At 36.2% G+C, this 11,996-nt stretch carries 10 protein-coding genes and 2 other annotated features; of the genes, 2 read left to right on the forward strand and 8 right to left on the reverse strand.

The window, feature by feature from the left end:
• The 3 genes from trpE to DM447_RS16575 all read right to left on the reverse strand — a co-directional run bounded on the left by trpE (position 1) and on the right by DM447_RS16575 (position 3,172).
• Positions 1–1,392, reverse strand: coding sequence for an anthranilate synthase component I (trpE, locus tag DM447_RS16565; RefSeq protein WP_422385918.1), 1,392 nt, complete (start codon positions 1,390–1,392; stop codon positions 1–3).
• A gap of 79 nt (positions 1,393–1,471) precedes the next feature.
• Positions 1,472–1,706, reverse strand: a binding site (T-box leader).
• A 26-nt stretch (positions 1,707–1,732) separates the two neighbouring features.
• Positions 1,733–1,984: a binding site (T-box leader), on the reverse strand.
• A gap of 91 nt (positions 1,985–2,075) precedes the next feature.
• The gene (locus tag DM447_RS16570) at positions 2,076–2,540 is read right to left on the reverse strand and encodes a C40 family peptidase (RefSeq protein WP_112182293.1); all 465 of its coding nucleotides are present in this window, start codon (positions 2,538–2,540) and stop codon (positions 2,076–2,078) included.
• An 83-nt stretch (positions 2,541–2,623) separates the two neighbouring features.
• On the reverse strand, positions 2,624–3,172 hold the full coding sequence (locus DM447_RS16575) for a 3-dehydroquinate synthase II domain-containing protein (protein WP_112182294.1): 549 nt from the start codon (positions 3,170–3,172) through the stop codon (positions 2,624–2,626).
• Positions 3,173–3,283: 111 nt separating this feature from the next.
• Here DM447_RS16575 and DM447_RS18720 point away from each other — a divergent pair, with 111 nt between their 5' ends.
• Positions 3,284–3,418 (forward strand): hypothetical protein, encoded by a 135-nt coding sequence (locus DM447_RS18720; protein ID WP_255421356.1) that lies wholly within the window; start codon positions 3,284–3,286, stop codon positions 3,416–3,418.
• A 74-nt stretch (positions 3,419–3,492) separates the two neighbouring features.
• On the opposite strand, the gene DM447_RS16580 is transcribed toward DM447_RS18720, so the two are convergent.
• Both DM447_RS16580 and DM447_RS16585 read right to left on the reverse strand, forming a co-directional pair.
• On the reverse strand, positions 3,493–4,287 hold the full coding sequence (locus DM447_RS16580; protein WP_112182295.1) for a 3D domain-containing protein: 795 nt from the start codon (positions 4,285–4,287) through the stop codon (positions 3,493–3,495).
• A 794-nt stretch (positions 4,288–5,081) separates the two neighbouring features.
• A complete protein-coding gene (locus DM447_RS16585; RefSeq protein ID WP_112182296.1) occupies positions 5,082–6,650 on the reverse strand; it encodes a bifunctional metallophosphatase/5'-nucleotidase in 1,569 nt (522 codons plus the stop codon).
• Between the two features lie 115 nt (positions 6,651–6,765).
• On the opposite strand from DM447_RS16585, the gene DM447_RS16590 reads away from it, so the two are divergent.
• The gene (locus DM447_RS16590) at positions 6,766–7,506 is read left to right on the forward strand and encodes a MurR/RpiR family transcriptional regulator (RefSeq protein WP_112182297.1); all 741 of its coding nucleotides are present in this window, start codon (positions 6,766–6,768) and stop codon (positions 7,504–7,506) included.
• Positions 7,507–7,556: 50 nt separating this feature from the next.
• On the opposite strand, the gene DM447_RS16595 is transcribed toward DM447_RS16590, so the two are convergent.
• From DM447_RS16595 to DM447_RS16605, 3 genes are all read right to left on the reverse strand, one after another.
• On the reverse strand, positions 7,557–8,999 hold the full coding sequence (locus tag DM447_RS16595; RefSeq protein WP_112182298.1) for a glycoside hydrolase family 1 protein: 1,443 nt from the start codon (positions 8,997–8,999) through the stop codon (positions 7,557–7,559).
• Positions 9,000–9,341: 342 nt separating this feature from the next.
• The gene (locus DM447_RS16600; RefSeq protein WP_112182299.1) at positions 9,342–9,899 is read right to left on the reverse strand and encodes a nitroreductase family protein; all 558 of its coding nucleotides are present in this window, start codon (positions 9,897–9,899) and stop codon (positions 9,342–9,344) included.
• A 573-nt stretch (positions 9,900–10,472) separates the two neighbouring features.
• On the reverse strand, positions 10,473–11,897 hold the full coding sequence (locus tag DM447_RS16605) for a 6-phospho-beta-glucosidase (protein ID WP_112182300.1): 1,425 nt from the start codon (positions 11,895–11,897) through the stop codon (positions 10,473–10,475).
• Positions 11,898–11,996 lie beyond the last annotated feature (99 nt).

An 11,996-nucleotide genomic window follows, 5' to 3' on the forward strand; every position in this document is an offset into this window, starting at 1 on the left:
TTAATTTACCTCCAATAATGATTTTGCTTTGTTCAATGTTTCTTGATATTCAGATGCTGGATCCGAATCATAAACAATTCCTGCTCCCGCTTGCACGTATGCTTGTTTTCCTTTAATGACCATTGTGCGAATTGCTAACGCTAAATCTACATCACCGTTCATATTGATATATCCAACAGAACCAGCATAAACGCCTCGTTTCTTTGTTTCTAAACGATTAATAATTTGCATCGCACTTATCTTTGGTGCACCAGATACTGTTCCAGCTGGCAGGGTGGATACAAGCGCATCAATACCAGTAAAATCTTTATTAAGTTTGCCTTGAACTTCTGAAACGATATGCATGACATGCTGATAGCGTTCAATTGTCATAAACTTCGGTATCGTAATCGTGCCAACCTGGCAAACACGACCGATATCATTACGACTTAAATCAACCAACATCTTATGCTCTGCACGTTCTTTCTCATCTGCTAATAACTCTTCAGCTAACGCTTGATCTTTTACATCGGTTGTACCACGCGGTCTAGTCCCTGCAATTGGATTTGTAATCAGTTGGTCACCCTTTGTTTTAATCAAACTTTCTGGAGAAGCACCTAGGACAATATACGTCTTAAAATCGATAAAAAACATATATGGTGATGGATTTGCTAAACGCAATCTGCGATAAAAAGTAAATGGATCAACATCAAAGCTTGCTATCATTCGCTGTGATAGAACAACTTGAAATATATCGCCATCTGTAATATGTTGTTTTGCGGTCTCAACCATTTCCATAAACGTTTGTTTATTAATAGAAGGTTTGAAAGAAACTTTGATGTTCTCTTCCACGTTTTCTTCTACATGTTTCTTTACATCTGCTTGTATTCTCTCCAACTGTTTAACTAAATGACTTTTAGTCCGTTTACCATCTAAGTTGGTTGCAATTATTGTTACCGTTTGTTTTTTATGATCAAAAACAACAACGTCTTGATAGAACATGACATGGACATCTGGCATTTCGATTTCATCATCTAATAGTCTACCAATATCTTCATACTGACGAATCGTATCATATCCAATATAGCCAATCGCACCACCATAAAAAGCAAAAGGCAAATCAAGTGTTTGAAGTGGAATATGGCGTTTAATAACTTCCAATGGCTTTCCAAACGCTTCTTCTTTCGTATCTTCTTGATTGTCATAAACAAATGTTCGACTGCTATCACCAACAATTTCTTTAAAAGGTTCAAAACCGATAAAGGAATAACGACCTTTTTCACCATGTCCACTAGAACTTTCTAATAGGAACTTTTTCTTTCCTTGTATCCGATTATATACCGAGATTGGCGTTAAAGTATCACCGTTAATTTGTATCTTTTCAAATAATATACTTTGCGATTTTGTCTCCATCATTTTCATTCGCTCCTTTTATTTATTACGTTATTTTTGATAATAAAAAAAACCCTATACACACAATTCAATTGCATGTATAGGGGACGGTTTAATACCGCGGTGCCACCTCTATGTTGAAGAATATCTCTTTACTCTTCCACTCGTTAATCCGATAACGGAGATAATCCGACCTTTCCTACTAGTTAAACTTTAACCGTTCAGAAAAGCTCTCGTAAGTCCATTCTGCTTCTTTCTTATACCAGTTTCCAGCTACCCCGGCTCTCTATGATAAGAAAAAGACAAGCATACTACTCTTACTTCAACAATTTCACCTATAAAAAAAGGGTTTCCTACATCCGAAAAGGACGAGGAAACCCGTGGTACCACCTTAGTTAGCTGAAAGTCAGCTCACTTTACTAGCCGAGTAGAATACTCGAGTAGTTGTCTCAGATAACGATGAGACTAAATCGTCAAAGCCTACTACCCTTTAATAAGGGGTTTGGTTTGAAAGCTCAGAAGTCCATTTACTTATCGTCCACACTAGTTCACACCAACCACTAGCTCTCTTTAGTGAAATAAATAAGCTACTACTCTTCGTCAACACTTATAACCGTTTGCTATCTTGTCTCTTATCATAATATGCTACCATTATTTTGTCAACAGGTACACTTGAATTTTCAAACATTTTAGATAATTAATCTCTACAGGTCTTCTATCTCCCAAACACCAATCTCAGAAAATCCAGGGGAGTAGCGAATCAGGGGCGTGCGAATCCACCATCTCCTTTTATTTGTGAGATCTCTCCCGGTAATATCTTCTTCTAAACTAAACCAATATGCTTGCCAAACAAATTTTGAACAATAGTTCTTTTGTTTATTACTTAAATGTGGATGAAATGAATAACTTGTTACATGTTGAATATTATCTTGGGCCCAAGAAGCACTTTTTTCCCCTCCGCGTAACGGACGAAGCAAGGTTACTCGCCCACCATGCGGATGACGAGATTTATACTGCTTTACCGTATCAGCAAATGCTCCCTTTGGATGAGAATGGTATATTCTATTGTCATGCCCTACGATACCACAATGACCGACTAAAAAAGTAGAAAGGCTTTTTGATGAATAAATAACATCACCTGGTTGCAATAGGATTTCTTTATTAGACAACTTTAGCCCCACCTCCTCACTTGCGTTCTTTCCTAACACTTTATACTTATTTTCTTCAGACCTTAGTATAACTTGTTAATAGATTAATATTCACTTATCTCTTCATCAATTTTATTACCCAAATGTCTGCCTGGTTGGTCTGGATAGCAAGTTATTCGATCACCTTTTTCTAAATCAAGGACAGCCTTTGCATGTCCATCTGCAGTTAAAACATGGACACTATCAGCTTCTTGTAAGGTTGCCGAGATTTCTTGTTCCGTTCCTTCTATCTGACACACTACCCTTAAGAAAGGGCGCTTCTCCACTTTAACTCGTCCTACCGCTACTTTTCTAGCTTCATTACCTAGCCAGATTGGAACCTCTAAACCCGGTTTCACTTCTGATAAATAGGTTGTCTTACCTTCGCCTAAATAAAGATACTGATGAATCGCACCACCATTCATACGAAATGGACGTGGTGGATATGTATTTGTTGACCGATTTTCTGATAAAATAAATAGGTATCCATTTCCTGTATTTCCAACAAGTAAACCTTCTACAGGTTCTAGTTTGTCAATCACATCTAAACACACTCGTGTCCCCATTCCGATCGATGTAACACTTATCACTTCAGCGATTGCTAATGTTTCCATTTTATTACTCCCTTTCTATAATAAAATTTGCTTTTTCACAAATTTTCTATAGCCAATGATAGTGTTCATCATATACAATATAACCTAGATTGACAAACAGGAGGATACAAAGTGAGGAACTTATTAGTCTTCTTATTTCTTCTTTTAATTATAAGTTTTAGTGTGGTTGGCATCGTACAAAACTCTCCCACACATGGCGTAAAAGTAGAACAACAAAGTGAAGAAACCTTAATTCAAGATTCTTAAATATAAATAGGCGGTCACGCTTGGTAATCAAAAAAATCGGAAGTGCGTTTAATAATACGCACTTCCGATTCTATTTAATCTAAAATTGTAACATCAACTGTACGGACGCCCCATTGAAAAGCTTCATCTTTAGTTGGTACGTGAATATCAATCTTACTTCCTTTAATTGCGCCACCAGTGTCTCCAGCAATTGCCTCTCCATATCCTTCCACGTATACTCTTGTACCTAATGGAATAACAGATGGATCAACTGCAATCACCTTTTTATTGCGATCCTCGTTCAAATTAATACCTGTTGCTGTGATACCAGAGCAACCCGTGCATTCAGCGGTATACGCTGTTGCAGTTACCGTTATAGTTTCACCAGCTGGATTTTCGGATGCATTTGCTTCACTAGTAGTAGTTTCTTCAACTTCTTCAGCTTCCACAGCTACTGGAGTCTCTTCTACTTCTGATTCTTCTACTGTCTCTGTTGTTTCAGCAGATGCTGTTTGTGGCTCATTTACTACCTGTTTAACAGATTGGATACGTAACTCTTGATCTATTAAAATTAAATCAGAAGATAGTGAATTCCATTCTATTAATTCATTTACTTCAACATTATGCTCGTCTGCAATTTCACTTAAAGAATCGCCCTTCTTAACTATATATACAATCTCTTTATCTATTTGTAATGTTTGACCAGGAAATAACATATCTTCCTCTAGTTCATTTATTTCCTTGAGCTCATCTACTGAGCTTTCATATTCTTGGGCAATTTCCCAAAGGCTATCTCCTTTGACCACTTGGTACTCTTCTGCAGATGCTGTTGTTGTAGCTGTACCCACTATAGTTAATCCAATAGCGAATGCTACGACTTTTTTGTTCATCTGTTTCCCTCCTTATTTTTGTGACAAGCCCAATCGTAACATAGACAATTGTGTTTGTGGTTACAATGCGTTTAAGACTTCATTGCAACGTTTACGTTTCGGGCTTTTATTTGTCATAATGTAATTGTGGGGCAATAATCTAGCATTTTATACATAGAAATGTAATCTTTCTGAATTTTTACAAAAAAATATATAAAAAAGTAGTCTGGATAACTTATCCAAACTATTTTTTTCATTAAGACTATTTTCTAAAAGATAGTATTTTATGACTGAATTATCATCAACTACGACTTAACATTTTGGTCTTACTTGCTACGTCAGCAAATGCTTTCCCTTTCCACGAGCACGGCCTCAGCTAACTTAGTAAAGCAAAGAACGCTTCACTAAGTGGATCTTCGGCTCGTGCTGTTCCCGTAGGAGTGTCAAGCATTTGCTTCCTTCGCTGATTAGTGGATCTATTTTTAAGCGTAAGACACAGAATCAATCGAAACATTTTCAAGAGACTAATGATTAATGTGTTTATTTGTAGTTCATAAAATGTTTAAAGACAAAACTAGCGGATCAAGTGAAATTGGCGACACTCCTGCAGGAACAGCGCGAGCTGAAGATCCACTCGGAAAGCGATTTTTGCTTATCCGAGTTAGCTGAAGCCGTGCCTGCGGAAAGGGAGCCCATTTCGCTTGAGGAGCGAAGCATAAATTCTGTTGTATTGCAATTTATATAAAGAATGTTAGGTCGCAGTTTCTATCAAATCTGTATTTTAATAAGTAACACTATGGATGAAGAATATGATTCTATTTTACAACTTTCCAATTGCTATTATTACTAACTTTTATCGTTTTTTGATTTATAATATAATTCGCAATTAGCTCTGTCATATCTGTTGGGATATCTTTAACAACTTGCTTACCTTGGAACATATTAAAGTTACCACCACCACCGGCACGGTAATTGTTCATAACTACATCGTATTCCTGTTCATAGCTAATCGGTGCACCTTGGTAATTTAAGAATGTAACTCTATCTCCAATCGGATTACTGATCTTCAACTCATATTCAATTCCTTCCCACATATCATAGTTATAATGTTGCGGTTTAGGATTGAAAAAGGCCGGATTAACAGCAATCTCTCCATCTTCGTCAATAACAAAATACGTAGCAGATTTCTCTAGAGCATCTTTTATATCTTTTCCAGTAATGCGAACGACTTTTAATGTATTTGGATACACGTAGTTTGACACGATATCACGCATCGTCACATTTGTCGGGAATCCTGGTGAGGCATTATTAAATAAAGCAGTATTCGAAATCGTCACATCTGCAATGTCCATCTGCACTTTATTTATAAATTCCACGAAAGGATGTTCTTTTAAACGAACAGCCAGTGGATCAGTTATCGACATATCACCATCCATTTTTCCAATTGGTGTGTCTAACCATTCTTGTGTTTTTTGTTCTAAATCTTGAACAAGATTAACGACTGTTTGATCGGCTTCGATATTTTCATCTATTCCAAGCAAATTTGGTTCTGCATCGTTCAGTACCCAGCCCTCAGATTCCTTCGTTAGTGTTAACCCAATTTCACCTAATAATTGAGCATTATTACTTGGTTGGACAACTGTCACACCATTAAGCTTCGCTGCAATTGATCGATGTTGATGCCCTGTTAGCAAGATATCAATCCCTTCAACCTCATGACAAATACGATAACCCTGGTTTTCACCTGTTAACGGTTCTGTTGGTTCTCCAGTTTCTAAATCCCGTTCAAAACCTCCATGATAAGAAACAATACAAACGTCAGGCTGTTCTTCCTTTTTAATATATGCTATCCATTCTTTTGTCGCTTCTACTGCATCAACAAATGCTAGGTCAGTAATGTTTTTGGGATCTTCCCAATTAGGTATGTAATGCGTAGTGATACCTAGAATTGCAAATTTAACGCCATCAACTTCCTTAATTAAATAGGGCGTCCCAAAAGCTGGCTCATTATTATCCTTATTCACAACAGTAGCTGATAACCAAGGGAAATTTGCTTGTTCAACAACACTTCTTAGATAATCCAATCCATAATTAAATTCATGGTTACCCAAAACCGATGAGGTATAACCCATTTCATTTGCTACCTTTACCATTGGGTTAGGTCTATTAGGATGATATTTAGCATGATAAAATGTAAATGGGCTACCTTGAATTAGATCACCATTATCAAGTAAAATAACATCCTCCTCTTTCTTTTTTTGTTTAATTAGCGTCGCTAGTTTCGCAAGGCCCAATGCCCGTTCCTGATGATCACTGTAATTTGTCGGTAAAATATAACCATGAACATCACTTGTGTAAAGTAGTGTTATTTTTTTCGTTTCCATGTTTGTCCCCCTTGTAAATCTTTCTTTGACTCTATTGTACCTAAAAAAGTTCATTAGGAGAAATAAATGATATACTATTACTCATAATATTAATGATCACAAAAGGAGATGAATTATGTTTACAAGCGAACAAATAGCCACATTCTCCGACTTAGAATATAACCTATACAACTATGTTATCAATCACATCGATAAAGTAATCTATATGCGAATTCGAGATCTAGCGATAGAAACACACGTATCCACAACAACTATTTTACGTTTCTGCAAAAAGGTTGATTGTAATGGTTTTTCTGAATTTAAAATAAAATTAAAAATGCACCTAGAACAACAAGCGGATACTCCTACATTAATAGATGGAGAAAGTAGTCTAACAGAATTTCTAGAGCGGACACTCACCCATGATTTTGAACTAAAAATCACAGAGATTGCTCAAGTTATAGCGAAGGCAAAACACGTTGTCTTTATTGGTGTTGGTAGCTCTGGTATTTTAGCTGAATATGGATCACGCTATTTTTCTGGCTTAAAGAAATTTTCTTTATATATTAAAGATCCGTACTTACCAATTCACGGACAATATTTAGAAGATAGCATTACGATTGTACTATCAGTTTCAGGAGAATCAAGAGCAACCTTGTCTCAAGTCAATCAGTTCAAGCAAGAAGGCAGTATTATTGTAAGTCTTACTAATAAAGCCGATAGCTCTTTAGCAAAAATGTCAAATTACAATCTAGCTTACTACGCTAGTGCAGAATTTTTAGGTGACACAAATTTAACAACACAAATTCCAGTTATTTATTTACTTGAGCGCTTAGCTAAAACAACCTATCAAGAGATGGGTTCCAAACAAAAATAATTATTTAAAATAAAAAACGAAAGTCTAGTAGACTTTCGTTTTTTATTGACCTATTTGCGATTCACTAAGCCATTTGCTTTAATAACCGCTTGATACCAAAAATAACTTTTTTTCTTCAATCGTCGCAAATCTTTTGGTCCTTCTTCGTCACGATCAACGTATACAAAACCATATCGTTTTTGATAACCATTTAACCAACTAAGTAAGTCAGTGAATGACCATGTACAATATCCAAGTACATCAACACCATCACTGATAGCACCTTGAATTTCCTCTACATGTGTTTCTAAGAAATCAATTCGATAATCGTCATTAATACTGTCATCTGCTTCTAAATCGTCAAATGCACCTAATCCATTTTCCGTAATTAAAACCGGAAGCTGATAACGATTTGCTATTCTACGTAAAGCAATTCGTAATCCACGCGGATCAATTGTCCAATCCCAATCAGTTGTTCCTAAGAAAGGATTCGTAATCGTTTTAAATAGTCCTGGTACACCAGAGTCTTGTGAAGAACCCTTTTTGCCTGATGTGTTCATCTTAGCTTCCCCAACACCATCAAGTGGGTTAAATTCTACAGTCGTTGTTTGATAATAGTTTAAACCCATGAAATCAGGTTTTGCATCAGCAAGTAGTGCCATATCCCCATCTTCAATAGTAGGAGCCAAACCATTATCCTCTAGATAGTTCCACGTTGCTTCTGGATACTTGCCCCAGACATAAATGTCCATCCACCAATGGCTGTTAAATTCCTCCGCATTCTCAGCAGCAAGAATATTTTTAGGATCACTATTGTATGGATAAACAGGAGAATAAGCAAAGCTTGGTCCAATCTTTCCATCCTTAACTATTTTACGAAATGATTGAATCACTTTAGCATTTGCCAAGTTTGCAATATGATTAGCCTCATACATTCGCTTTAAATCTTTAACGCCAGGAGGGTGAACACCAGATCGATAGCCAAGTCCAACAAAAATATTTTGTTCATTAAGCGTGACCCAGTATTTCACACGGTCTCCATATCGATTAAATAGTGTTTGGCAATATAGATCAAAATCTTCAATGATTTCTCGTGACTCCCATGCCCCGTACTTATCCATTAACGCTTGAGGTACGTCCCAATGATAAACTGTAATAAGCGGTTCAATATTATTCTTAATCAATTCATCAACTAAATCATCGTAAAATTTTAAACCTGCTTCATTAATTTCTCCGCTTCCTTCAGGAAAAATACGGCTCCACGCGATAGAAAAACGGTATGCTTTCAAACCCATCTCCGCCATTAATTTCACATCTTCTTTATAGCGATTATAATGATCAACCGCTACATCACCATTTGTTCCTTTATATGTTGTTCCCTCTTGTTTTGTATAAGTATCCCAAACAGATGGGCCTTTACCATCCTGTTCCCAAGCGCCTTCTATTTGATATGCAGCGGAAGCTGAACCCCATAGAAAATTGTTTGGAAATGCTTTATAATTTTTATGTTCCATCATTATCCTCCTTATATCATTTTACTCTTTGTTTATCATAAACGATTTCTTTGGTAAATAGGAATTACACGGTAAGATTGGCACTTGTTTTTCATTTAGGAATTTGTTTCAGAATAAAAACATGACGTTCCTATATTCATGTAAAAATTTACATTCTTTTAACTTGTTCTTCATACTAGATTATTATAGATTTGATATAATTAAAGTGTTCAAAGAAAGCATAACTATCACTTGTAGCTTTCTCACGAAGTAATAGCCCCTTTTTTGATGTTTACTAGTATAGTAAACATCTTTTTTTCGTAAAAAAAGATGGATCTACAATTGTAGATCCATCTAAATAAGTTAATTTAACTCTTCAATTCTCTCTTGTACATCTGTTCTTGGTCTTGCTTTCGGTACTTTTGCTGGATAACCGATTTGAAGCATTCCCACAACTTTCTCTCCACGTTTTACCCCAATCAATTCACGGAAATTTGCTTGCGTAGTCAATGCACCAGTTTTCCAAATCATCCCTATTCCTTGTTCCCAAGCTAGTAGACTAAAGTTTTGAATGAGACAACTTGTTGCGGCATAATCTTCTTCTCTAAGTTTTGCATCTGGATTTTCATCCATGATCACCATTAATAAAACTGGTACGTCCTTTATCTTTTTATAAGCCTTTTCTCCACTTTGTTTTTTAGCTTCCTCTGAACTTCCTGTTGCAGAGAACTTACGATTTAATTCTGCAACTTTTTCAATCGAATCACCATGAACAATTACAAATCTCCATGGTTCAGTCATTTTGTGATTTGGCACCCAAATTGCAGTATCTAACATACCCTTTAATTGCTCAATGTCCACTGGACGGTCTTCATATAATTGGATCGAGCGTCTTTCTTTGATCAATTCAGATAATTGCATGCTTTCTCCCCCCTATTAATTGAGAATTGTTTTCATCCAGTATATCACATTGTTTTTCGAAAAGTTAGAAAAAGACCCTTGTCTTTAAAACAAATAAAAATACTGCGACGTAATTGTCATCAACTACGACATAACAGAATTTTATGCCCCGCTTCTCAAGCGAAATCGACTCCCTTTCCGCAGGCACGGCTTCAGCTAACTAGGAAGCAAAGAACGCTTCCAAGTGGATCTTCAGCCCGTGGGATTGCGATTACTCATCCCATCGAAAACATTTGCTGTTCCTGCAGGAGTGTCGTCAATTTCACTTGATACGCTAGTTTAGTACATTGTAATATTAGCAGAGCATAAATTAATTACAAGTCGAAAATATACGCTATCCAGCGAAGGAAGTAAAAGGTTTGTGCCCACGAAAAGCGAGACCTTTTGCTGACATAGCGGGTAAGAAAGTTCTACTACGTCGCAGTTTCTATCTAATACGAATTTTAACACTCCGCAGTCTTTGCAATGACTTTTCTAATGGTAAATTAGATGCAGAAGAGTCTGTCACCTCTTTGACAGACTCTTCAAGCGTTATTATAAAGTTTCACCATTTGATTCTATTACTTTTTTATACCAATTAAACGATTTCTTTTTATATCGTTTACCTGTCCCGTTCCCTTCATTATCTAGGTCAACATAAATGAAACCATAACGTTTTCTCATTTCACCGGTTCCAGCACTTACTATGTCAATACATCCCCATGAAGTGTAACCAAGTAAATCGACCCCATCATCTACAGCTTCTATCATTTCCTTCAAATGTTCACGCATATATTCAATTCGATAATCATCGTCTACTGTATTGTGTTCCGTTAATTCATCGACAGCACCAAGGCCATTTTCCACAATAAACAATGGCTTTTGATATCGATCATACATTTGATTCATCGTTACCCTTAATCCAACTGGGTCAATTTGCCAACCCCAATCAGAGGCTTTTAAATATGGATTTTTTAATGATTTAAAGGCATTACCAGATGTTCCTTGTTTATTCACTTCCGGATCTGCACTTGTTAATCGAGAAGAATAATAAGAAAAAGAAATGAAATCAACAGGGTATGTTTTTAACAGTACTTTATCTTCTGGTTCCATCTCAATTTCTACATCTAATTCTCTAAACAATCGATTTGCATAAGAAGGATATTCACCTCTTGATTGAACATCAATAAAAAAGTATTGCTTTTGATTTTCTTTAACTGATTTTAGTAAGTCATCTGGATGACATGTATAGGGATAGATTTCAGCAGCAGCTAACATACACCCTATCATGAAATCTTCGCCATTAATTTCTTTCGCTGCTTTAGTAGCTAAACTACTTGCAACTAATTGATGATGTGCGGCTTGATACTTGACTTGATCAGCGTTTTCATCCTCTCTAATAACAAGACCACCACCAAAAAACGGGATGTGTAGGAGCATATTAATTTCATTAAATGTCAACCAATACTTAACCTTGTTTTTATACCGATTAAGGACAACTTTTGCGTATCGTTCATAGAAATCAACCAATTTGCGATTTCTCCACCCACCATACTCTTCAATAAGATACAGTGGTGTATCAAAGTGATTTAAAGTTACTAATGGTTCGATATCATATTTCTTACATTCATCAAATAAATTATCATAGAATTCTAGACCTTTTTGGTTCGGTTCTGTTTCATCACCATTAGGAAATATCCGTGGCCAAGAAATTGATGTCCGGAATACTTTAAAACCCATCTCCGCAAAAAGTTTAATATCTGCTTTATAATTATGATAGAAATCAATAGAGTCATGACTCGGGTAATAATTATATTCTGTATTTAATGCAACCTCTGGATTAAACAGAGCCTCTCTTCGTTCTTGCCCTGCTGGTAAGACATCAACCAAAGCCATACCTTTTCCATCTTCTTTATATGCACCTTCTGCTTGGTTAGCAGCTATTGCACCGCCCCATAAGAAATCTTTATTTAATGGCATGCTTATATCCTCCTCATTTTCGTACCTTAAGATACCTTTCATTAATATCTTTGGTTTACTATTTCTTGCTATCGACTGCATCCGATTATCTATGGTAGC

The sequence above is a fragment of the Paraliobacillus zengyii genome (assembly GCF_003268595.1).
Classification (GTDB): domain Bacteria; phylum Bacillota; class Bacilli; order Bacillales; family Amphibacillaceae; genus Paraliobacillus_A; species Paraliobacillus_A zengyii.

What these genes read in the sequence shown, in the direction of transcription:
- trpE (WP_422385918.1), bottom strand. Translation starts at nt 1,392, where the DNA reads ATGGAGACAAAATCGCAAAGTATATTATTTGAAAAGATACAAATTAAC.
- DM447_RS16575 (WP_112182294.1), bottom strand. Translation starts at nt 3,172, where the DNA reads ATGGAAACATTAGCAATCGCTGAAGTGATAAGTGTTACATCGATCGGA.
- DM447_RS16580 (WP_112182295.1), bottom strand. Translation starts at nt 4,287, where the DNA reads ATGAACAAAAAAGTCGTAGCATTCGCTATTGGATTAACTATAGTGGGT.
- DM447_RS16585 (WP_112182296.1), bottom strand. Translation starts at nt 6,650, where the DNA reads ATGGAAACGAAAAAAATAACACTACTTTACACAAGTGATGTTCATGGT.
- DM447_RS16590 (WP_112182297.1), top strand. Translation starts at nt 6,766, where the DNA reads ATGTTTACAAGCGAACAAATAGCCACATTCTCCGACTTAGAATATAAC.
- DM447_RS16595 (WP_112182298.1), bottom strand. Translation starts at nt 8,999, where the DNA reads ATGGAACATAAAAATTATAAAGCATTTCCAAACAATTTTCTATGGGGT.
- DM447_RS16600 (WP_112182299.1), bottom strand. Translation starts at nt 9,899, where the DNA reads ATGCAATTATCTGAATTGATCAAAGAAAGACGCTCGATCCAATTATAT.
- DM447_RS16605 (WP_112182300.1), bottom strand. Translation starts at nt 11,897, where the DNA reads ATGCCATTAAATAAAGATTTCTTATGGGGCGGTGCAATAGCTGCTAAC.